Genomic DNA, 20,750 nt, shown 5'->3' on the forward strand with positions numbered 1-20,750 from the left:
TCAAGAGGTGAAGGAATGTTCAAAAAAATTATTGATTCTTTATTAGGAAAGAAAAAATATCGTTCGTATTCAAGTAGTGATTATCGTCGTAGAGGGCGCTCGTATTCAAGTAGCGATTATAAACGACGTTCATCTGGTTATGGACATCAACATTATAAAAGAAAACGTAAAAGCCGTAGCTTCTTTTCAAGTAGCTGATGAAATGGCGTCGTGTACTAGCTTTATTTGATAGACCACTGCGAAAAAATACAATTGTTGCAGAACGTTATAAAATTGAATCAGTAATTGGAATGGGCAGTTATGGGGTTACATATGTCGTTAATGATTTACAAATAAATAGATATAAAGTCTTAAAACAATTAAGACAAAGTAAACAAAGATATGAGTCTGGTAGAAAATCATTTGAACAAGAGAAAATGATTTTACAAACATTGAATCATCATGCAATTCCTAGTCTATATGATCATTTCATATGGGAGAAAAAGAGCTTCTTTGTAATGGAGTACATGCCTGGTAAAAATTTTGAAGATTATATTTTCATAGATGGGTATGTATATACAGAACGTGAAGTTTTTGAGATTTTATATAAAATATTAGAAATTGTATCGGTGTTTCATAGTGAAGGCATTATTCATCGAGATTTACGCATTCCAAACATACTAATGAAAGAAAATCAAATTAGTATTATTGATTTTGGATTGGCTAAATGGAAAGGTGAGGATGATGAGCGAGCTACAACTTACGAAGGTGAACAAGCTTTGATGCGAGAAGTTCACTTTCGTAGTGACTTTTATGCGCTCGGTCATTTCTCATTATTTTTATTATATGCAGGATATGAATCTAATGAAAAAAAGGAAAAACCATGGTACGAAGAATTAACTTTGGAAAATTATAATCGCGAAATGCTTATGCGAATGTTACAAATAAAAACGCCGTACTATGAGAATGTACAAGATTTAAAACAAGATGTAGCTTCTGCTTTAGAGAGGATGGAGACTCCATGTTTCAAAAGTTTTTAGCAAGCGTTGGTATTGGAAGTGCAAAGGTAGATACTGTTCTTGAAAAAGATGAGTATATTGTTGGGGAAGAAATAGTTGGAAAGGTTCATATAACTGGGGGTTCAGTTAGCCAACAAATTGAAAGCATTTACTTAACATTATCGACGTCGTATGTACGAGAAGTGGATGATAAAAAAGTAACAGCAACATATGATTTAGAGCGAGTACGCTTAACAGAACCTTTTTCTGTAGAACCGAATGAAAAAGTTGAAATTCCATTTTCTTTTCCAATGCCAATTGAAGCACCACTTACACTTGGTATGAAAACGGTTTGGATTCATACAGGTCTTGATATTAAACGTAGTATAGACCCAAGTGACCGCGACTACGTTCAAGTGTTACCCAATGCATTATTAAGTAGTGTTTTAAATAGTGTAAATGAATTAGGGTTTAAAGCACGTCATATAGAATGTGAAGAATTACCGCATCGATTACGTAAGCAAGTTCCATTCGCACAAGAATTTGAGTTTATTCCGGTTTCTGGAGAGCATTATGGGAAATTAGATGAATTAGAATTATTAATCTTGCCACGTGCATACGACCGACTAGAAATTATTATGGAAGTAGATAGAAAATCCCGAGGTTTAGCTGGATTATTCGCTGAGGCGCTTGATCTTGATGAGAAGGTGATTCGTTTTACCGTAACAAGAGAAGATATCCCTGAGATGAAGCAAAAAATTAATAATTATATTTTTTAATAAACTATGCATAAAAAAGAAATGGAGAGGAAAACTAAAACAACCGCTCCATTTTTTTGCATAGTGAGGTTATGTATGTGAAACGATATCGACATTTATACTTGCTAAGTTTTACGTTACTCATTTGTTTTGTCGTATTATCACTTTCGTATCATACCGCTTGTATTGAGAATTTTGACAATATAGTCGCACATTTTATTCAAAGCTTTCGAAACGATTATTTGACGACCTATTTTACTTGGGTGTCTTTTATCGGTTCAAAAAGAATATATTTTCCATTACTCATTATTCTTGTAATGTATTTTCTCGTTAGAAAAAAGTTGCTTAGTGCGTTACTTCTAACAATTAATTACTACGGATCTCGTTATTTAAACAGTATGCTTAAACTATGGTACGAACGAGCAAGACCTGATGTCACGCAGCTTGTTACTGCAACTGGATATAGTTTTCCGAGCGGTCATACGATGAATGCTACTGCTTTTTTAGGATTTATTGCATACGTCACAATTACTGAAGATCGTATTTCATTGCATAAAAAATTATTAATTATTCTTATAGCAAGCTTTGTTGTATTATCTATTTCAGTTAGCCGAATATATCTTGGCGTGCACTATCCATCTGACGTATTAGCAGGATGGGCAGCTGGCGGTAGCTGGCTCGTTTTATGTGTTATATTTCATAAAACGTTCATAAAAAAAGAACCTATGTCATAATAGGTTCTTTTTTCATTGGCTCAACATGAATGTGTGCATGGTAAATTCCGAACTTTTTGCGAAGCATAGCCTCGATATTGTCAGTAATACAGTGACTTTCTCCAACATCCATACGAGCATCTACCTCAATTGTAATATCAACGTACGTTTGATTCCCGTACATACGTGCTCGAATATCTACAATGTTTTCCACACCGCCAATATGTTCAATAGCATCAGCGTATTCCTCCATTTTATCAGGATCAATTCCATCTGTTAGCATATGAGAAGATTCTACGAAAATCTCCCATGCAGTTTTACAAATAATAAGACCAACAATTAAAGCGGCAATAGGGTCTAAAATAGGCATTTGGAACTGAGAACCGACAATACCTACTACAGTACCAATACTTACGAGTGCATCTGATAAATTATCCTTTGCAGCGGCTTCTAATGATTTACTTTTTGTTCGTGCTGCAATTTTTTTCGTATACAAATACACGCAGTACATAACGACAGCAGAAAATAGAGCAACCCATGCAGCGAGTACATTAGGTGCTGCTTGTTTCGGATTTAAGAAAGATTGAATGGCACTAATAACAACTTCTAATCCGACTGTTGCCATAATGAAGGACGCAACAAGTGATGCGATTTGTTCGGCCCGCGAATGCCCATACGGATGATCTGGGTCACGAGGTTTACGAGATATTTTTAGACCAATTAATATTGCTAAAGAAGCACCGATATCCGTTAAGTTATTTAAACCGTCAGCACGTAATGCACTAGAGAGGGTAATATAACTGATGATGATTTTCATAGAGGATAAAAATATGTAGGCCATAATGCTGACAATAGCACCTTTATCAGCTTCTTTATGAGAAAGAGTATCCATTGTAATCACTCACCTTTCTTTAAAGGAATTCTTTCTATAAATAGAGTATCAAACGAAAGTCGTGTGGGTCTATACAAACATTGTTGACGTTTTATAGCTTTTTAAGAAGGGGATAACAAAGTTTCGTGAAGGAAAAATATGTTGAAAAGTACAAAGTCAGGGTGTAAACCGAATTGGAGTTTATTTACTAAAGAGATAGGAGGGTAGATGGATGAAGAAACGAATACTTTTCTTACTATGTATTATTCTTATAATGACAAGGTGTAATTCATTAAACGATGAAAAACGTCAAAAGATAAGTATGAAAATAGATGAAAGCCCTCTGAAAAATATTTTCCAGAGGGCTTTTATTTTAGTATGCTTCTAAAAACTCAGTAACTTGCTCTTCAGTTTTTGCGTTAGCACTATGTAAGTGGCCTAACTTCTCACCATTTTGGTATACAAGTAAACTTGGAATACCCATTACTTGATATTCTTCAGCGATACTTGGAAACTCATCTTTATTAATAGAATACCATTCAAATTTATTGAACTCTTCCATTACATCTCCGATAAAGTTGTCCATACGTACGCAATCTGGGCACCATGTAGTAAAGAACTTAACAACTACAGGCTCCTCGCTTGCGATGATGTCTTTGAATTCTTGTTCTGTTTTAATTTCTTTCATAAGTAAAACTCCTTTCAATATCACACGAATTTATATGCAAAATTCGTATTTGCAAACATGTTGCAAACTTATTATTTGTTTTTTAGTTTTGTAGTTCGTTCACACTTATAAAATTGTATGTAACATGACTGCGCTACTAAGTGTGAAAATAACGAAACCTCACTTTTCTTTATAAGCTTTTTCCAGGATTGTGTCAAACTTTTGAATTTTATACAGAAATTAAAGAAGCCCACACTTTGATTGAGTATGGGCAGAGGGACTAAAATTAATCGCTTATTAATTTCGAATAGATATTTAAATCGATAAGCTTTCCAGCTGATTTTTCGCTCTTTCTCAGAGTACCTTCAAAAGTAAAGTTTAATTTTTCTAATACTTTTATGGAATTTACATTTGCAGGTTCAACTTTTGCTTCAACACGATTTAGTTTTAGATGTGTAAAAGCATAATCTAGTAAAGAGGATATTGCTTCAGGTGCATATCCTTTACCCCAAAATGTTTTTGAAATATCATAGCCAATCTCAGTCTTTGAGTTTTCAAAATCTAAGGAATTATAGCCACATGAACCGATAATGTGATTAGATTCTTTTTCAATAATAGTAAAACGTATAGCTTTATTGTTTTGAGCGAGTTCGTTAAGGAATTGAATCATATCTTTTGCCTCGTTCTCATCAGTGAAATTACTTATATTCATGAATTTAGTGACATCAGGATCAGACCATATTTTAAACATCCTTAGTGAATCAGATGCTTTCATTTTCCTTAAATATAATCTCTGTGAGTGTAGTTCTGTAATCAATACTTTTACCTCCGTTATGTTGTAATGATAGGTAGATTAAAAATATTGATATCTGCGCATAATTCAGTCCCTTCTAGATTAATTAACTTTTATTATACAAGAAAATTACTACATTGAACAAAGGCGTTAATTGGAGGTAACGAAATGACAAACTCATCAATTGAATATTGCGTTCAGTGTGATTAAGAAAGTGGTGTATAAAGATGGGACGAGATGAGAGTTACTTCCAAACTAAAAAAAGAGTAGATAATTTAAAAACATTTTACATTCATTTAACCATCTACTTACTAGTCAATCTGATGCTTTTTTTACTTTTTAAGTAGTGAATTAGCTATTTTTTATTTTAATTACAAAAATTGAATAAGGTTAGAAATTATATGGTTGTAATGGGAATTAAGGGATATGAATAAAAAAATTTATCCCGCATTAACGGGCAGTAAGATCCTCACCTCAAAATTCAGCGGAAGCAAAGAAGTTAGGTGGAGTCGGGCTGCCCGTAAAAGCCCGATTGGTGAGGGCTGATTAAAGTTTCACTTTATTAGGGATTTGCCTTAAACATTTATTACAGTCAAGAATATTTATAATAATATGAACTAAAAAAGGTCCAATTTTTGTAATGTTGGAGGGGATTATTGTGGACATAACTCAAAGCGTATCAAGAATAGTGGTTAATGGGAAAGACCTTTCTTTCACTTCAGTTCAAACCTCTGCATGGAATCATGGACCTGTAAATGATTTAATCGTTACGACGAATCAGAGAGTGAATGAGCTTTATCAATTCATGTGGTCACAAGTACCGGTTACGATTTCGGTATATTTCCTTCAAGGAGCGGATTTACTTAGGTTCGTTAGGGTTGCGGGAATTAATGAGCGTGTAACAGGAGAATATGTATATCATGTCATTTGGTAATAAGAAGGAGTCAAAGTAGTCTAGCAGCTACTTTTTTATTTTGTCATTTGAATATAAGCGAGCGGACTAGCTTTATAGTACCCACTGAAATAAAGAATCATAATATAATTTGTAATAACTTATACGGGAAGGGAGCTGAAAATCATGTTTTATTCATATTTTAATTCTGAAACTGGTATGCGACCAGCGTATGGTACATCTATAACGTATAGTGGAGCACAAAGTACAGTCCAAGCTATTCAACAAGCATTGCAAATGCAACAACAATTGCAAATGCAGCAGCAAGGTGTACAACCGTATTATTCATCCGTAGAGTATTTTTACCCAGTACATCATGTTACACCGTACGGAAGTTCTTTTCTTACTATTCCATATGGAACTGTATACAACTTATAACTAATAAGGAATGAAGTGGTGTATATAAATAAGGGTGCAGGTTAATAGCGCCCTTATGAATAATAAAAATAGCTAGTCCAAACCTTATAAATCAATCTTACATAATATGTAGTAATAAGTTTGAAAGGGGAATTAGTATGTCTTGTTATTACTACTGTAAGTATTGTAAGGAGTATAAAAAGAAGCATAATGATTGTTGTAAGAACACTAGTAAGTGCCATGATAACAAGGACAATCTTGTTAGAGCATCCGCATTTAGAGCTAGAAATACAGTAAATCAAAATGTTCCTGCTAATACTTTTGTGAAAGTGTTATTTCAAAATGAACAATTTGATTTAGCGAATGAGTATAATCCAGCAACATCTATTTTTATGCCGAAGACTAAAGGAGTATATTCTATTATTGGAACGATTGGTTTCTTTCCAAATGATCCAACTTTAAATTATAGAGCGCGTGTAGAAATTCGTGTGAATGGAAACGCAGCGATAGCTATAGATAATGACTTTTTTGGTCCAATAAGTTTTGGAAATGTAGTAAGTGTTTCGACGATTGTTCAATTGAATGCAGGGGATGAAGTTGAGATTTATGCACAAAGTAGTATAGATGGAGTTTTAAGTCCTTTAGAAGATGGTGCACATTTTGAAGCAGCTAGATTTCCTTCTCCAATTAAATAAAGTCATTAAACAATGAATTTACAGAAGCTTAAAGGTAAACCCTCACCGAAATGGTGAGGTTTTTTTACTCTATTAAAAATAGTAACAGGTCGTCCAAGCTATTCTAATCTATATAGCATACTATGTAAAAATAAGTGTAAAGGGGGACTAACTATGTCTTATTATTACTGTAAGTATTGTAAAGATTACAAAAAGGAAAGTCATGATTGTTATAGGAAAAGTAGTAAATGTGATAGGAAGTATGTAAAGGTGAAGTGTTGTGATGATAAGAAAGAGGAGCTTGTAAGGGCATCGGCATTTAGAGCTGTGAATACAGTTAATCAACCTGTTCTAGCAAATACTCCTGTTAAAGTATTATTTCAAAATGAACAATTTGATCTAGCGAATGAATATAATCCAGTAACATCCATTTTCACTCCGAAAACTAGAGGGGTATATAATGTATTAGGAAATATAACATTTTCTCCAAATGATTTTAATGTGAATTACAGAGCTAGAGTAGAAATTCGTGTAAATGGAAATCCAGCAATAGCGATAGATAATGATTTCTTTGGAACAGGAGTATTTTTTAATAATGATGTTTCAGTAACTACTATTCTTCAATTAGAAGCAGGAGATTTAGTTGAAGTTTTTGCAGAAAGTAGTATTGCGGGCGTAATTATACAAAATGTTAATGGTTTAAATACGGTTCACTTTGAAGCAGCAAGATTTCCTTCTCCAATTAAATAAAACAGATCATTAAATATTTTTTAGTAGGTTTAGTTAATCCCCTTACCAAATGGTGGGGGATTATTATTGTTTTTCTAAAATATATAAGTAAATAGGTAAAGTATAGTTTAATTTTCAGAGGCTTCAACCTTCTTCAGGTATTGAACAAAATAATATGTAAATAAGTAACATGCTTCTGAAAACTCATTGTTAGTAAGTTTACTAGTTTTCTTATAGAACCAGAAAGACGGAATACATAAAAAATCGTATCATTACGTTTTTTTTACTATATAGAAATTACATATTGAACATAGATTTGTGTAGGCAATGCTAATACACTGAAAAGAATAACATAAAGGCGAGTACACTATATAAAAATAAAATCAATCCTAAGATGAGTAGTATTGGATGCAGCTTGAACATATTTGACCTCCTTGTGTATATAAAGAATTTTAATATATTGTTGGTCAATTTAGAAGGGGGACGGTTACATAAAAAAAGAGCATACATAAAAAGTACGCTCTAAAGAAAGATAGGTTTTATGAGTGGATAATCTCCATACGATAATATATGTTCTTTTAATAAAAACGTGTAAAAAATCAATGAATTATCAATGGAATATCATAAAATGTGTAATTTTAGTTTAGGAATGCATCTATTTTCTTTCTCAGTTATTTTAGGTAACAAATTTGTGAAAATCGTACATTATGCGGACTAACAACGGGATAGCGATCGTACTTCAGTCACATATTTCTTAAAGTCTGGATATTGCGTGATAGTTTGACATCTAGGGGTGCATAGTTGATTAATTATAGACACATTTGTAATTACTTCGTTACAAGGACCGAAAAATGTAACTTTTAGTTTTGAATTTGGTGGGATTTTGAACATGATAGGTTTTTTTTCCATGAAATCAGCTCCTAATATTGAGTATTATAAGTTAAAGGATGTAGAGTCGTATTAGTATAATATGAAACTTCAGTGGATTTGCTTATAATAAAGAATTTCATAGTAGTAAAATTGCTTAAAGATGTAAAGGGGAAATTGAGAATGCGAAATAAAACGTTTAATTAATATAATCAATAAATACGCAAATGGTTAATATAACTAATGCATTTTTTTATTTTCTACATATTATGTTAGTAAGAATTGTATAAGGAGGTAGTATAAAATAGTGGAAGAAAATGTACAAGCTCAGCTTTCGCCACCGTGGATCACATATTTTAATGAATTAAAAAATTCAATAGGTGCTGATCCAACTGTTACAGTTGGGCCGCTTATTCCTGTTGGTGGTAATTATATTATTTTAGTGCATGCGTTAAGTAATGAAAAAGCGAGAGCATTAGCAACGCTTTTAAAATCTTTTGTACAATTTGGGAATGTAAGTGTGACAGTTATTGTAACGAATAATGAGAATGAAATTGTAAATCCATTTCCTTGTCCACTAGATGCATTTGAAATAGCTCATTTATTTCAAGTAGCACTAGAAAATAATCCTTATTTTGAACAAGTTGTGGTACAGCCTCAGTTCCCTGGCGGACCGAATGTTGTCTTTCCGGTTTTCGCCGCGGAAGTCATTCAGTTTTTCAATGACGATATTTCTAACTTATGTCAAACGTTTACAGGTGTTGCTGCCAATGTATTTCGTGATGTAATGAATGATGAGGTTTGTGATAGCCCAATATTATTTTCTACAAGTTGTGTTATGAACAGTGAAAATACACAATTACAAAATAAAGATTTAACACCAAAATTGTTTTATTAGACTATAAAAAGACATTTTCATGAATAGAAAATGTCTTTTTTATGCACCAATAGTGTGCAGATTGGACAATTGTAGGTTAGTAGGAATAATCTTCTGTTAATTAAAAATTTTCTGAATCTCAAATTTCATGGAAAGATAGTAATTTTGACTTAAGAATATATAGAAAATGAGGAATGCTTTATATTAGCTGAAAGGGAATTGATATTGGAAGTTTTAATTTAATAATGTAGGGGGATTTTTTCTAATATCCGTAAAAATGATTGATACCTTGATTGATAGGACGAGATTACATAACAAATGAATAGTAGGGTATATTTCAAATATGAGAATGTTTTATATGGTATATATATTAAAGTTAATAGAAATATTTCTGAAAGAGAATATATTTTTTAAAACAGTAACGATTCTTTTTATTTATATTATAGATAGCTAGTTTTAGAGAGATAAGGCTTACAATAAAACAAGCTATGAATAAGACATTAAAAAGGAGCTGGAATGTATGGGTTATATTGTAGATATTTCAAAATGGAATGGAACTATCAATTGGGATATTGCAGCATCTCAGCTAGATTTAGTGATTGCTAGAGTTCAAGATGGCTCTAATACGGTGGATTTTATGTATCAAAATTATGTTAGTGAAATGAAAAAGTATAGTATCCCATTCGGTAATTATGCTTTTTGCCGTTTTATATCTATTGCTGATGCAAAAAAAGAGGCACAAGATTTTTGGAATCGTGGTGATCAATCAGCTAAGTTTTGGGTGGCGGACGTAGAAGTTCAAACGATGGCAGATATGCAAGGCGGGACACAGGCATTTATTGATGAATTACGCCGTTTAGGTGCGGAAAAAGTAGGATTATATGTAGGGCATCACATGTATTTATCATTTGGAGCACGTAATATTGAAGCTGATTTCGTATGGATCCCTCGTTATGGAGGGAATAAGCCAGCATATCCATGTGATATTTGGCAATATACGGATTCAGGGAATGTTCCTGGGATTGGGAAATGTGATCTGAATCGATTAGTAGGAAATAAGTCACTTTCTTGGTTTATAGATTCGAACAAAGCAAATCAATCTAACATAGTGTATAAACAGCAACCGAATGGCATTGGTATTGCAGTTTCGAAATATCCTGATGGATACGGAATAAATTTATATGAGAATCCCATGAATCCTCAATTTACAGGTGCACTCACTCAGAAAATTCCATATTTAATCTTAACAGGTTATTGGGGAGGCGGTGAGCAAGATATGATTTGTTTAGGGAACGATAAGCAGTGGGCATATTTAAAACATTTTAAGGTGAAATGGTTTTATGCAACTTCGAAATATCCTGTCGGCTACAGAGTAAATTATTATGAAGAGCCTGAATGTATGAATTATAAAGGAAATATAGATGGATCGACATCTTTTCGAGTGTGGGGTAGAGTGGGAAATGCGGTAGATATCGGGCAGAATAGTTGGATACCTGAAGAACATGTAAGTATTAAGTAACTATAGCAGCCGTATTGTTTTTGAGGTGTATGTAAAGAGTCTTCTTACTATACATAATAGTAAGAAGACTCTTTATGTTTAAAAATGGAAATGCATGATACATAGTCAACTCATATGAAATGAATTACATGCAGAAAACACACTGTTTTCACAATGCCTGTGTATAGTTAATTTGCATAATGATAAAAGTGAGGTATTTGAATTGAAAAAGAAAAAAATATTTATTGGAACAATTATTTCATGCGTGATGCTAGCATTATCTGCATGTGGTTCTTCAGACAACGTAGTAACATCAAAAGTAGGAAATGTTACAGAGAAAGAATTAAGTAAAGAATTAAGACAACAATATGGAGAAAGTACTTTATATCAAATGATGTTAAGTAAGGCATTGTTAGATAAATATAAAGTTTCGGATGAGGAAGCAAAAAAGAAAGTAGAAGAAGCAAAAGATAAAATGGGTGAGAACTTTAAATCAACTTTAGAACAACTTGGATTGAAAAATGAAGATGAATTAAAAGAAAAAATGAAGCCAGAAATTGCATTTGAGAAAGCGATTAAAGCAACAGTCACAGAAAAAGATGTGAAAGATAACTATAAACCAGAAATGAAAGTAAGTCACATTTTAGTGAAAGATGAAAAGACAGCTAAAGAAGTAAAGGAGAAAGTAAATAATGGTGAAGATTTTGCTGCCTTAGCAAAACAGTATTCAGAAGATACTGGTTCAAAGGAACAGGGCGGGGAAATATCTGGTTTTGCTCCTGGACAAACAGTGAAAGAATTTGAGGAAGCTGCGTATAAATTAGATGCAGGCCAAGTAAGTGATCCAGTTAAAACAACTTACGGTTACCATATTATTAAAGTGACGGATAAAAAAGAATTGAAGCCATTTGATGAAGTAAAGGAAAAAATTCGTAAAGATTTAGAACAACAAAGACTACAAGATACGACAGGTAAATGGAAACAACAAGTAGTCAATGATTTATTGAAAGATGCTGATATTAAAGTGAATAATAAAGAATTTAAAGATACATTTAAATTTCTAGAAAAGAAATAATGATTGTAATCATAATTAGAAAAGGGAACTCATATAGAGTTCCCTTTTCTAATTAGTGTGTGAGTTATAAATAGATAGTAAGACAATACAATATTACATTTAAATATTAAGAATTACAATGGAAAATAATGGATTATAATTAAAGGTGCTATAACTATTTCAACGAAAGTGGATATTATACGGTTTTCATTATGCAAGTTTGTTACATATATTTATTCTTTAATAATGGATATCGAACATAATTTAAAAAATAATACATATAATGTTTTTGAATAAATATTTAATATGGATAATTAGTAAAAAGCTGAGCATTCGAATGGAAAGGATGTTCTTTTTGGTGTGAAAATTTTAGGATAAATAATGAATCGTATTAAACGCGTCATTTACCACATCAATAAATTAAGGTGGGGAGAATATATGAAAGTAATCTTTCAAGGAGAGGGCGGCGCGAAAATTTTTGAGTCATATGATGAAAATGTAAGTGATTTATTAGCTATATTAAAAGAAACGAAAGGGATTAAAATCGGAATTGTTGAGTATAAAGTGTTAAAGTACGAACTTAATTATTTTCGTCATCCGAAAAAAGCGGATACAGAGAGAGAGTTACATATAATAGTACAACCTAAGTATATGTAATGAAATATAATAATAAAAATCACTGATTCAGTTTTGTAAAGTTTCATAGAGTATGTAAGAAAAGAGAGTGTTGTAAATGCTCTCTTTTCTTATGCTTTGTGAGTTCGTTCATCATAGTATATGTGTTCAGTTATAGATGGTTAATCAACGAAAAAATTTAAAACTTTTTTGTTTAGGCAGGGATTTTATATTTGAGTAAATAAATATACTATGAAGTATTTTTTATACGAATATTGGAGGAGTATAAAATGAGTTTAGCAAGTTACATAGGCTGTAATGTAGAAATTCCGTTAACGGAGCCCGATTCTAATGATGTAATTGTTTTTGGACGATGTTTTGCAGATGAAAGTATGCTTGAAATTGTACAAGAGTATCAATTCCAAAAAAATTACATATATGAGGTTTCAACTAGTTGGGGAATTGAACTTGTCGAGTGGCAAAACGTAAAGGAAAAAAAAGAAGCGAAAGAAAAACTTTTAACTTTATGCAAGATTATGGAAGGTTATTTGGAAGATGGAGACTATTTCGAATTATTCAGTTGTTGGGTTGGTGATGAAGATAAGGAACGAGTAGGGGAATTGAAATTAAAAATAAATCATTTTAATATAGATGAATTATGTATTCCAGAAAGAACATTAGTTAGGATAGAAAAATAAACATTGAAATATTTTTTAAGAAAAGGCGATTTCACTTTGTGTGAAGTCGCCTTTTAGTTGTTATATGCATTTTACATAAGAAATGAGAAGTTTATTTGATAAAGGAAAAAAGTATGGAGATAAATAAAATTATGTTTTTTGTTAAAAAATAATAAGTATGGCTCTCCTCAAAAGAACGTAAGTTCGTGTATAATAAGAACGAATGTTCTTTTTAGAGGTAACCTAATTATAGTTTAGAAGTAAATCCGAGTTTAGTGCGTATTAAAAATAACTAAGGGATAGTATGGCTAAATAAATCTATAAATGATCAAGGAGATAAAAAATGAACGATGTAAAGATACAAAAAGAAGAAAGAGAGTGGGTTCCGTTTACAGTAATATCCGAACAACTTTTAAATATGAGAAAGATTATTGGAGAGAAATTAAAAGTACAAAAACCGCTTTTAACAAACGAAGCAAAAGAGAGAATTTCTGATAAATTATTAACGTCATTACTGTCTGAGAAAGAAATATTGGTAACATATTTTGAAGATGGTTACATACTAACAAACTACATGACTGTTGTACATATCAATCCGGTAAAACAAATTGTAATTTGTACAGACGCCTTTTATAAAACTTACGTATTTAACGCTATGGATATTATTGAAATAACGTAAAAGAAGCTGAATATTAAATGGCAGCCTCTTTTATTTCTGATTTATGAGACAAATAATACAAGAAAAAGCAGCTAGCTTCGTGCTAGCTGCTGAGCCCCAGGGAAAGGGAGAAAAAGATAGGGTACTCCAAAATCAACAAGAGCTGTCAAACAGCCTGATTATAGTATAGACAAATTAAAATTTTCTATACAAAAAGTTGAACATAAGATTAGGCTGTACCCACTTGGTTTTGATCTGCAAGATCAGAATCAAATGTATTGGTCGCGCTAACACCGCTAAAAGTATTAACAACAAAACCAACGTTTGATGCGCCAGAACCATTATAAGCTTTCGTATTTTCTTTTGGAGAAACGTTGTAGAAATCACCTAAGTTAAATGAACCATTACTATTTTGTACAACTAAATTCCCTACAACTGATGGCATAATTTTCACCTGCTTTATAATAAGTTGTTAACATTACTATATGGAGTTATAGTCCAGATGGTTCATATAATAAAAATTGTGGAATAGTAAAACGTTTGGAGCATGGATTTCAATAAAAGTGTGTTAAAATTAATATAATAAAGTTGAGTAATTTTTTTTAAAAATTTGTATAATTGATATATACGAAAATAAAGGAGGCAAAATGTAATGAAAGATATTATGAAAAAAGTTGATTTAACAGATGCCAAATCAAGTAATCTTGTTGCACTAATTTATAGTAATGAAGTTATATTAGTTGAAGACGCATTTTGTCCAAATGAAATAAAATTAAAGTTTAATGAAATTGCAATTTTATCTGCAATTAAAACAGCTCATATTGCGAAAGTGTCTATTAGGAAAGAACTTGAAGCGCTTTTTCATGATACGGGTGTTATATTAGTGAAACAAAATGTTGATTATGGTAGTAGCCAATCTATTACCATGCATTTTGAGCAATTTAAAAAATTGCAATATGAGATTGAATATTTAAATAAAAGTATGTAATAAGGCAGCTAAATAAAGGTTCTATCATAAAGGTGGAATGTGTTGTGTTGAAAAAGTGGTTTGAAAATTATTTGGGTGAATCGCATTGTAAACATAAATATATTTTTATTAAGATGCAGGATAATGAGGATTTTAAAAAAAGGTACATTAGGTGTAGTTTATATTTACCAGTGTGAGAAATGTGGAAAAGAGAAGTTGAAATGTAAAAACGATAATGAAATAAACAATGAATTTTTAGATATATAGCAAAAAGTAACCATGATGGTTACTTTTTTATTTATGTATGCAATATCAAAACCATTACTAAAGTATGAGTTGAGTTGATACTATAGTAAATGGCTGAATAAAAATGAAGAGAGTAAAATATAGGGAAGGAGGATGAGAGAAATGCAGAGAAAAGAAATTGGTAAATCTGTAATTATTACAGGTGTGACACAAGGGTTAGGACGTGCGATGGTTGACCGATTTGATGAATTAGGGTGGAACATATATGGTTGTGGACGTTCAAAAGATAAAATTGAAGAACTAAAAAAACAGTACAGTAAAATACATGATTTTCAAGTAATTGATGTTTCAGATTCTCAGCAAGTTAACAACTGGGCAAATTATATACTTAATAGACATACGGCTCCCGATATGATAATAAATAATGCATCGATTGTAAATCAAAATGCACAACTTTGGAAAATTACGGCTCAAGAATTCGAAAATGTAATGAATGTAAACGTGAATGGTGTAGTGAATGTAATAAGAGCGTTTGTTCCCGCAATGGTAGCTAGGAAAGAAGGAATTATCATTAATATGAGTTCTAGTTGGGGGAGAGAAGGTGAAGCTGAGCTTGCGCCATATTGTGCCTCGAAATTTGCAATTGAAGGTATCACTAAATCTATGGCACTGGAATTACCTCATGGCATGGCTGTAGTTGCTTTAGATCCTGGAGGGAGTATTAGTACTCCAATGCTGAAGTCATGTGCGCCACAATATATAAATGAATCACCTACACCTGAAACTTGGTCACATAAAGCAACTCAATATATATTGAATATAACAATAGATAAAAATGGAGATTCGTTGACATGCCCAGCATGCATATAAAAAGCACCTTAAAGGTGCTTTTTATATTAGTAGCACATTATATCATTCACAAAATTACATTTGAAAAATAAAATAAAAGATTAAGGGTGGAATTTATTTATTCCGCTATTTGCCAATCAGTAAGACCCCCACCTCAAAATTCAGCGAAAGCAAAGAATTTAGGCGGGGGATGAAGAAAACCCCACTGATTAAAGTTTCACTTTATTTTGAAGGGTTTAGAAAATATTTAAATAGGTGATAAAAATGAATCCAAGCGGTTTAAAAGTTACAGGGGCATGGTTTCAAGTAGGAGGGAACCTTACAGCTGCAATTGGAACGACAAGAGGATTTATTGGAGAAGAGAAAGTTGAATCGGATCTTGTTATTGTAGGAAGCTCATTACAAGCCCTCGGGTATATATTACAAATCATTGCGAGCAATTATGATGATGGGGAAGAAAAAAGAGAAAATCAAAATATAGGCTTAGAGAATCAAAGTAAATTACTTGATCAAATAGGAATTGAGCTATTAGCATTAGGGAATATATCAAATGTAATAGGAACATATTTTAATATAAATGAACAATCGAAAGAAAATGATTATCTTATTATTACAGGGAACAGTTTACAATCGATCGGTGCTTTTTTAGGAGTAGAAGCAGCTTTGATGGATATAAATGTACTACAGAAAATTATTATATTAGGTAACTCCATGCAAAGTTTAGGTGCTGGATTACAAGCGTATCAAGGTGTTTCAAATGTATTGAAAGATGAGAGAGAAAATGAAGATAGTATTTTTGATAAGAAGGATGAGAGAATAATTGCACTCATTGGTATTTGGATACAAGCGATAGGAACGTTAATTTCTGCAATTGGAGTAACTGCAATAGAGGAAGAAAATAGGCTAGAAAACAATGAAAAGGTTGAAATACTTATATAAATAGAAGGAGATACATGAATTTTATAGGTACGTTAAGATTAAAATAGTAGTAGGTTTTTTTGCCTATAGATAGAATATATAAAGTAAGAGATGTTATATATACTTAATGAAAATTTATGTAACAACAACATCATAAGGTTTCTTTACGTATGTTTTGAAAAGGGATATATAAAATACAAAATAAGGAGTTTTCAAGGGATGATGTATTTATTAGCAATTTTTCTTCCACCTGTTGCTGTACTATTTTGTGGAAAACCAATTCAGGCAATAATAAATTTCATATTAACATTAATATTTTGGGTTCCAGGAGTTATACATGCAATTCTTGTAGTGCATGATAAAAAAGCTGATCGGCGTTTGAAAAAACAAATTCAAGCATATGATGAAATTAATAAGAGGAATCGAAGATAATTCATCTGTGAAATGTTTTTAAAAGAAAGGAGGATTAACCTCCTTTTTTTAGTGAGTGTTAAGTTTAAATTTTTGTGTGGCGGAAAGAATTTTTAATATAAGTTTTATGATAATAACTTTTAGATTGTGCATGTAATAGGCCAGTATAAATACTTTCTGGTACATTAAAGAAATCGTACATACCGTTCTTTAATTGGATTCGCAAAATCATAGAAAAAGGATTATAGCCAACAGCAACTATATTTTTTGAAATCACGGGAGATAGCTTCATCATTACGCAACTCCTCACTTTTCATTTTTAATAATTTCTTGTATATGTTGAGGTTGTGATGTTGAAATCCTTATAATTTAAGAGGTATTATACTTATATGCAATATATTAAATATTTGTTATACGTAATTATAAGGAAGTTCACACGAAGTACATATCGTTGTGCTATTTTTATTTCACCTTTGATTTATAAATAAGAAAATATTGACCATTTGAAAAAAAGGTATATTATTTATACGAGGTATTAAAAATTCACTTTTTACATTCTATGCTTAAAGGGGCAGCGTTATTAGGAAAAATAGAAGTGAAAATAGTTTGTATAAGAAGTATTCTAAAATTTATAATCTGTGAATTGGGAAAATATTGAATGCTCCAGGTCAATATACTTTCTTAATCAAATGCATTTTAGAAAGTGACCTCAATATTTTTAAGTAAATCAACGGGAGAATTGAAAGGCAGGAGAAAGTAACATGTCAGAAAATTATCGTTCTCGAGAGGAACGACGACAAGTTAAAAAGAAAAAACAACCAGCTTCTAAAACACAAAAACCAAAAGGTAAAACATCATTCTTTCGCAAGTTTTTAATTACTTGTTTATTACTTGGTATTGTTGGTTTAGTGGCGGGGGTTGCTACCTTTTTCGTAATGATTAAGGATGCACCAAAACTTGAGAAAGCAAAACTTGTTAATCCGTTATCCTCAAAAATTTATGATAAAAACGGGGATTTGGTATATGAATATGGAAAAGAAAAAAGGACGAATGTTACGTATGAGCAAATACCTAAATTAGTAGAAAATGCTTTTTTAGCAACAGAAGATTCACGTTTTTATGAGCATAGCGGAGTAGATTTTAAAGGTACTGCGCGTGCTGTTCTAGTAAGTCTTAAGGGAGATTACGGTTCTCAAGGTGGAAGTACGATAACACAGCAAGTTATTAAAAACTACTTCTTATCAATGGACAAAACACCAAAGCGTAAGGCGCAAGAAATATATTTAGCTTATAAGCTAGAACAACAGTATTCAAAACATGAAATATTAGAGATGTACTTAAATAAAATTAACTTAGGAAACCGTTCATATGGGATCGCAACAGCAGCACAAAACTACTATGGTAAAGAATTGAAGGACTTAACATTACCAGAAGTTGCGATGCTGGCAGGTTTACCGAAAGCACCGAATAACTATGATCCAACGAAAAAAGAAAATGTTCAAAAAGCAACAGAAAGAAGAAATGTTGTTCTAAACTTAATGAATCGACATGGATATATAACAAAACAGGAAATGGAAGAAGCATCAAAAGTTGACGTAGAAAAGGGACTCAAGCCTGCAACTCAACTACAAACAATGCCATACCCTGCATTTATGGATGCAGTTGTGAAAGAAGTAGAAAAAGAATTGCCAGATGCTAATATTGGTTCTGATGGTTTAGAAATTTATACAACGTTAGATCCGAAAGCACAGAAACTTGCTGATAATATTTTAAATAATAATATCATTGATTATCCGAACGATAAATTCCAAGGTGCATTTACATTTATGGATACGAAAACAGGAGAAGTTCGTGCTATAGGTAGTGGCCGTGGAGAAAATAAAGCTGTATTTAAAGGGCATAATATGGCAATTGAATTAGATCGTGCAGCTGGTTCAACGATGAAGCCGATTTTCGACTACGCTCCTGCAATTGAATATTTAAAATGGGCTACGTACCATCAAATTGATGACTCTCCATTTAAGTATTCAACGGGACAAGAAGTACGAAATTCAGATAGAAGTCATATGGGCCCTATTACAATGCGTGTAGCATTAGAAAAGTCACGAAATATCCCAGCAATTAAGACTGCGAAAGAAGTTGGAATTAATAAATCAAAAGACTTCTCTGAGAAATTAGGCATTACATTTAATACGGCACCGACTGAATCAACAGCGATTGGTACAAATGAAGTATCACCAACTGAAATAGCGGGCGCTTATGCGGCATTTGGTAATGATGGTAAATATACGAAACCGCATTTTGTTAAGAAAGTCGTTTATCCAGATGGTAAGTCACAAAGTTTTGGACAAAAACCAAAACAAGTTATGACAGATTCTACAGCATATATGATTACAGATATGCTTCGTTCTGTAGTTACATCAGGTACTGGTACATCTGCAAATATAGCATCTTTAGATGTAGCTGGTAAAACGGGTACGACAAACTACTCATCAAAACAATTAGCTCAATATAAAATTCCAGAAAGTGCAACTCGTGATAGTTGGTTTGCTGGATATACACCGCAATATACGATGGCAGTATGGACAGGGTATATGAAAGATGGTAAAGACGAGTATATTAGTAGTAAAAATACGAAAATTGCACAGTTGATCTTTAAAGAAATGATGAGTGAAATGGCTACAGATAAATCACGCTTTAAAATGCCAAGTAGCGTTATTCAAGAAGGTAGTGAGCTACGTATAAAAGGTGAAAAACGTGATTCATCGCCAAATACTAGCGTACCGGATACAACGGAGCAACCAAAACAAGATCAACAGCAAAAAACTGAAGAAGAGAAAAAGCAAGAAGAATTAAAGAAACAAGAAGAACTGAAAAAACAAGAAGAGCAAAAGAAACAAGAGGAACTTAAGAAGCAAGAAGAACAAAAGAAACTAGAAGAGCAAAAGAAACAAGAAGAAGAAAAGAAACAAAATGAACAAAATAACGGAAATGGTCAAGGAACGACACCTCCAGCGAATAACGGAGGAGGCCAAGGAACGACACCTCCAGCAAATAACGGAGGAGGTCAAGGAACGACACCTCCAGCGAATAACGGAGGAGGCCAAGGAACGACACCTCCAGCAAATAACGGAGGAGGCCAAGGAACGACACCTCCAGCGAATAATAATGGAGGTCAAGGAACTCCAACCCCACCTGCAACAGTACAACCAAATAATGGTGGAAATGCAGGAGAGGTTCCTGCCAATAATGGACAATAAGAAAAATTTATAGAAAAGTTTTCAAAAGAGCACTTAAGATTTGTAGGAATTTACAATCTTAAGTGCTTTTTTTATTTTGCTACAGAAAATGTAATGTTAAGGGCTGGATAGAAGAAAAAGAGTGAATTAACGTAAAGAGAGGAAAGTCTATTTGCAAAAGATGGTATGTGTTGGTTATCCCGCAAAGTGACTAACTGTGATGAATCATATAAAGTATTAAATAAGTAAAAATTATATTCAAATCTTTAATAAATATCTTTCTTTAATGGTTACTTTAGTTGGGGGAATAATTTAAAAAGTCGAATTTCTTATTTAGGAAATTCGACTTTTTATGTTGAAACTGGAGTGAGGTTAATCTTTAT

The 20,750-nt window shown here is 32.2% G+C and carries 25 protein-coding genes and 2 pseudogenes; 21 read left to right on the forward strand and 6 right to left on the reverse strand.

What is annotated here, in order from left to right; genetic code table 11:
* The first annotated feature begins 15 nt into the window (after positions 1-15).
* The 4 genes from QCI81_RS25195 to QCI81_RS25210 all read left to right on the forward strand — a co-directional run bounded on the left by QCI81_RS25195 (position 16) and on the right by QCI81_RS25210 (position 2,469).
* A complete protein-coding gene (locus QCI81_RS25195) occupies positions 16-198 on the forward strand; it encodes a hypothetical protein (RefSeq protein WP_000473371.1) in 183 nt (60 codons plus the stop codon).
* Positions 198-1,019 carry a serine/threonine protein kinase gene (locus tag QCI81_RS25200; RefSeq protein WP_000872060.1) on the forward strand — a complete coding sequence of 274 codons (822 nt, stop codon included), beginning with the start codon at positions 198-200 and terminating at the stop codon, positions 1,017-1,019. Before QCI81_RS25195 ends, QCI81_RS25200 begins: the two co-directional genes overlap by 1 nt.
* Positions 1,001-1,756 carry a sporulation protein gene (locus tag QCI81_RS25205; protein ID WP_000486630.1) on the forward strand — a complete coding sequence of 252 codons (756 nt, stop codon included), beginning with the start codon at positions 1,001-1,003 and terminating at the stop codon, positions 1,754-1,756. The genes QCI81_RS25200 and QCI81_RS25205 overlap by 19 nt, the downstream gene beginning before the upstream one ends.
* A 77-nt stretch (positions 1,757-1,833) precedes the next feature.
* The gene (locus QCI81_RS25210) at positions 1,834-2,469 is read left to right on the forward strand and encodes a phosphatase PAP2 family protein (RefSeq protein ID WP_000833369.1); all 636 of its coding nucleotides are present in this window, start codon (positions 1,834-1,836) and stop codon (positions 2,467-2,469) included.
* On the opposite strand, the gene QCI81_RS25215 is transcribed toward QCI81_RS25210, so the two are convergent.
* The 3 genes from QCI81_RS25215 to QCI81_RS25225 all read right to left on the reverse strand — a co-directional run bounded on the left by QCI81_RS25215 (position 2,459) and on the right by QCI81_RS25225 (position 4,803).
* Positions 2,459-3,340 carry a cation diffusion facilitator family transporter gene (locus QCI81_RS25215; protein WP_000380385.1) on the reverse strand — a complete coding sequence of 294 codons (882 nt, stop codon included), beginning with the start codon at positions 3,338-3,340 and terminating at the stop codon, positions 2,459-2,461. The genes QCI81_RS25210 and QCI81_RS25215 overlap by 11 nt on opposite strands.
* 352 nt (positions 3,341-3,692) lie before the next feature.
* On the reverse strand, positions 3,693-4,007 hold the full coding sequence (locus tag QCI81_RS25220) for a thioredoxin family protein (RefSeq protein ID WP_000658787.1): 315 nt from the start codon (positions 4,005-4,007) through the stop codon (positions 3,693-3,695).
* A gap of 265 nt (positions 4,008-4,272) precedes the next feature.
* Positions 4,273-4,803 (reverse strand): GNAT family N-acetyltransferase, encoded by a 531-nt coding sequence (locus QCI81_RS25225; RefSeq protein ID WP_071730123.1) that lies wholly within the window; start codon positions 4,801-4,803, stop codon positions 4,273-4,275.
* A 203-nt stretch (positions 4,804-5,006) separates the two neighbouring features.
* Between QCI81_RS25225 and QCI81_RS25230 the strand changes: the two are divergent.
* From QCI81_RS25230 to QCI81_RS25250, 5 genes and pseudogenes are all read left to right on the forward strand, one after another.
* Positions 5,007-5,117 (forward strand): annotated as a pseudogene (locus QCI81_RS25230) (2TM domain-containing protein); the annotation flags it as partial.
* A 320-nt stretch (positions 5,118-5,437) separates the two neighbouring features.
* Positions 5,438-5,713 (forward strand): hypothetical protein, encoded by a 276-nt coding sequence (locus QCI81_RS25235; protein WP_146632272.1) that lies wholly within the window; start codon positions 5,438-5,440, stop codon positions 5,711-5,713.
* A 144-nt stretch (positions 5,714-5,857) separates the two neighbouring features.
* Positions 5,858-6,109 carry a DUF3947 family protein gene (locus tag QCI81_RS25240; protein ID WP_000500095.1) on the forward strand — a complete coding sequence of 84 codons (252 nt, stop codon included), beginning with the start codon at positions 5,858-5,860 and terminating at the stop codon, positions 6,107-6,109.
* A gap of 137 nt (positions 6,110-6,246) precedes the next feature.
* Positions 6,247-6,783, forward strand: coding sequence for a C1q-like domain-containing protein (locus tag QCI81_RS25245; RefSeq protein WP_353810909.1), 537 nt, complete (start codon positions 6,247-6,249; stop codon positions 6,781-6,783).
* A gap of 153 nt (positions 6,784-6,936) precedes the next feature.
* Positions 6,937-7,512 (forward strand): complement C1q domain-containing protein, encoded by a 576-nt coding sequence (locus tag QCI81_RS25250; RefSeq protein ID WP_053564576.1) that lies wholly within the window; start codon positions 6,937-6,939, stop codon positions 7,510-7,512.
* A 693-nt stretch (positions 7,513-8,205) separates the two neighbouring features.
* Here the strand turns inward: QCI81_RS25250 and QCI81_RS25255 are convergent.
* Positions 8,206-8,400 carry a hypothetical protein gene (locus tag QCI81_RS25255; RefSeq protein WP_071730128.1) on the reverse strand — a complete coding sequence of 65 codons (195 nt, stop codon included), beginning with the start codon at positions 8,398-8,400 and terminating at the stop codon, positions 8,206-8,208.
* 265 nt (positions 8,401-8,665) lie between these two features.
* On the opposite strand from QCI81_RS25255, the gene QCI81_RS25260 reads away from it, so the two are divergent.
* The 6 genes from QCI81_RS25260 (at position 8,666) to QCI81_RS25285 (ending at position 13,758) form a co-directional block, all read left to right on the forward strand.
* Entirely contained in the window at positions 8,666-9,256 is a 591-nt protein-coding gene (locus QCI81_RS25260) for a hypothetical protein (protein ID WP_023521858.1), read from the forward strand.
* Between the two features lie 499 nt (positions 9,257-9,755).
* Positions 9,756-10,754, forward strand: a complete 999-nt coding sequence (locus QCI81_RS25265) for a glycoside hydrolase family 25 protein (protein ID WP_000540668.1) — start codon at positions 9,756-9,758, stop codon at positions 10,752-10,754.
* 202 nt (positions 10,755-10,956) lie between these two features.
* The gene (locus QCI81_RS25270) at positions 10,957-11,808 is read left to right on the forward strand and encodes a peptidylprolyl isomerase PrsA (RefSeq protein ID WP_000727352.1); all 852 of its coding nucleotides are present in this window, start codon (positions 10,957-10,959) and stop codon (positions 11,806-11,808) included.
* A gap of 417 nt (positions 11,809-12,225) precedes the next feature.
* On the forward strand, positions 12,226-12,444 hold the full coding sequence (locus tag QCI81_RS25275) for a hypothetical protein (RefSeq protein ID WP_000864277.1): 219 nt from the start codon (positions 12,226-12,228) through the stop codon (positions 12,442-12,444).
* A 248-nt stretch (positions 12,445-12,692) separates the two neighbouring features.
* Positions 12,693-13,100 carry a hypothetical protein gene (locus QCI81_RS25280; RefSeq protein WP_053564574.1) on the forward strand — a complete coding sequence of 136 codons (408 nt, stop codon included), beginning with the start codon at positions 12,693-12,695 and terminating at the stop codon, positions 13,098-13,100.
* A 322-nt stretch (positions 13,101-13,422) separates the two neighbouring features.
* Positions 13,423-13,758, forward strand: coding sequence for a YolD-like family protein (locus tag QCI81_RS25285; protein WP_002093988.1), 336 nt, complete (start codon positions 13,423-13,425; stop codon positions 13,756-13,758).
* Between the two features lie 208 nt (positions 13,759-13,966).
* On the opposite strand, the gene gerPF is transcribed toward QCI81_RS25285, so the two are convergent.
* Complete coding sequence (gene gerPF, locus QCI81_RS25290; RefSeq protein WP_001141569.1) at positions 13,967-14,182, reverse strand: spore germination protein GerPF; 216 nt, start codon at positions 14,180-14,182, stop codon at positions 13,967-13,969.
* A 207-nt stretch (positions 14,183-14,389) separates the two neighbouring features.
* Here gerPF and QCI81_RS25295 point away from each other — a divergent pair, with 207 nt between their 5' ends.
* From QCI81_RS25295 to QCI81_RS25315, 5 genes and pseudogenes are all read left to right on the forward strand, one after another.
* On the forward strand, positions 14,390-14,725 hold the full coding sequence (locus tag QCI81_RS25295; protein ID WP_000651909.1) for a hypothetical protein: 336 nt from the start codon (positions 14,390-14,392) through the stop codon (positions 14,723-14,725).
* A gap of 44 nt (positions 14,726-14,769) precedes the next feature.
* A pseudogene (locus tag QCI81_RS25300) lies at positions 14,770-14,971 on the forward strand (hypothetical protein).
* Positions 14,972-15,112: 141 nt separating this feature from the next.
* Positions 15,113-15,820: an SDR family oxidoreductase gene (locus QCI81_RS25305; RefSeq protein WP_001189038.1), complete on the forward strand. Its 708-nt coding sequence runs from the start codon at positions 15,113-15,115 to the stop codon at positions 15,818-15,820.
* A gap of 243 nt (positions 15,821-16,063) precedes the next feature.
* Positions 16,064-16,738, forward strand: a complete 675-nt coding sequence (locus QCI81_RS25310) for a DUF6944 family repetitive protein (RefSeq protein ID WP_001069869.1) — start codon at positions 16,064-16,066, stop codon at positions 16,736-16,738.
* A gap of 198 nt (positions 16,739-16,936) precedes the next feature.
* Positions 16,937-17,149, forward strand: coding sequence for a YqaE/Pmp3 family membrane protein (locus QCI81_RS25315; RefSeq protein WP_000990219.1), 213 nt, complete (start codon positions 16,937-16,939; stop codon positions 17,147-17,149).
* 64 nt (positions 17,150-17,213) lie between these two features.
* Here QCI81_RS25315 and QCI81_RS25320 read toward each other — a convergent pair whose 3' ends face one another.
* Positions 17,214-17,423 (reverse strand): KTSC domain-containing protein, encoded by a 210-nt coding sequence (locus QCI81_RS25320; protein ID WP_000977080.1) that lies wholly within the window; start codon positions 17,421-17,423, stop codon positions 17,214-17,216.
* Between the two features lie 466 nt (positions 17,424-17,889).
* Here QCI81_RS25320 and QCI81_RS25325 point away from each other — a divergent pair, with 466 nt between their 5' ends.
* A complete protein-coding gene (locus QCI81_RS25325) occupies positions 17,890-20,388 on the forward strand; it encodes a transglycosylase domain-containing protein (protein WP_001293956.1) in 2,499 nt (832 codons plus the stop codon).
* The last annotated feature ends 362 nt before the right edge of the window (positions 20,389-20,750 follow it).

The sequence above is a fragment of the Bacillus cereus group sp. MG20 genome, assembly GCF_040459885.1.
Taxonomy (GTDB): Bacteria; Bacillota; Bacilli; order Bacillales; family Bacillaceae_G; genus Bacillus_A; species Bacillus_A cereus.

What these genes read in the sequence shown, in the direction of transcription:
- QCI81_RS25195 (WP_000473371.1), top strand. Translation starts at nt 16, where the DNA reads ATGTTCAAAAAAATTATTGATTCTTTATTAGGAAAGAAAAAATATCGT.
- QCI81_RS25200 (WP_000872060.1), top strand. Translation starts at nt 198, where the DNA reads ATGAAATGGCGTCGTGTACTAGCTTTATTTGATAGACCACTGCGAAAA.
- QCI81_RS25205 (WP_000486630.1), top strand. Translation starts at nt 1,001, where the DNA reads ATGTTTCAAAAGTTTTTAGCAAGCGTTGGTATTGGAAGTGCAAAGGTA.
- QCI81_RS25215 (WP_000380385.1), bottom strand. Translation starts at nt 3,340, where the DNA reads ATGGATACTCTTTCTCATAAAGAAGCTGATAAAGGTGCTATTGTCAGC.
- QCI81_RS25220 (WP_000658787.1), bottom strand. Translation starts at nt 4,007, where the DNA reads ATGAAAGAAATTAAAACAGAACAAGAATTCAAAGACATCATCGCAAGC.
- QCI81_RS25240 (WP_000500095.1), top strand. Translation starts at nt 5,858, where the DNA reads ATGTTTTATTCATATTTTAATTCTGAAACTGGTATGCGACCAGCGTAT.
- QCI81_RS25245 (WP_353810909.1), top strand. Translation starts at nt 6,247, where the DNA reads ATGTCTTGTTATTACTACTGTAAGTATTGTAAGGAGTATAAAAAGAAG.
- QCI81_RS25250 (WP_053564576.1), top strand. Translation starts at nt 6,937, where the DNA reads ATGTCTTATTATTACTGTAAGTATTGTAAAGATTACAAAAAGGAAAGT.
- QCI81_RS25255 (WP_071730128.1), bottom strand. Translation starts at nt 8,400, where the DNA reads ATGGAAAAAAAACCTATCATGTTCAAAATCCCACCAAATTCAAAACTA.
- QCI81_RS25265 (WP_000540668.1), top strand. Translation starts at nt 9,756, where the DNA reads ATGGGTTATATTGTAGATATTTCAAAATGGAATGGAACTATCAATTGG.
- QCI81_RS25275 (WP_000864277.1), top strand. Translation starts at nt 12,226, where the DNA reads ATGAAAGTAATCTTTCAAGGAGAGGGCGGCGCGAAAATTTTTGAGTCA.
- QCI81_RS25280 (WP_053564574.1), top strand. Translation starts at nt 12,693, where the DNA reads ATGAGTTTAGCAAGTTACATAGGCTGTAATGTAGAAATTCCGTTAACG.
- QCI81_RS25285 (WP_002093988.1), top strand. Translation starts at nt 13,423, where the DNA reads ATGAACGATGTAAAGATACAAAAAGAAGAAAGAGAGTGGGTTCCGTTT.
- gerPF (WP_001141569.1), bottom strand. Translation starts at nt 14,182, where the DNA reads ATGCCATCAGTTGTAGGGAATTTAGTTGTACAAAATAGTAATGGTTCA.
- QCI81_RS25295 (WP_000651909.1), top strand. Translation starts at nt 14,390, where the DNA reads ATGAAAGATATTATGAAAAAAGTTGATTTAACAGATGCCAAATCAAGT.
- QCI81_RS25305 (WP_001189038.1), top strand. Translation starts at nt 15,113, where the DNA reads ATGCAGAGAAAAGAAATTGGTAAATCTGTAATTATTACAGGTGTGACA.
- QCI81_RS25310 (WP_001069869.1), top strand. Translation starts at nt 16,064, where the DNA reads ATGAATCCAAGCGGTTTAAAAGTTACAGGGGCATGGTTTCAAGTAGGA.
- QCI81_RS25315 (WP_000990219.1), top strand. Translation starts at nt 16,937, where the DNA reads ATGATGTATTTATTAGCAATTTTTCTTCCACCTGTTGCTGTACTATTT.
- QCI81_RS25320 (WP_000977080.1), bottom strand. Translation starts at nt 17,423, where the DNA reads ATGATGAAGCTATCTCCCGTGATTTCAAAAAATATAGTTGCTGTTGGC.
- QCI81_RS25325 (WP_001293956.1), top strand. Translation starts at nt 17,890, where the DNA reads ATGTCAGAAAATTATCGTTCTCGAGAGGAACGACGACAAGTTAAAAAG.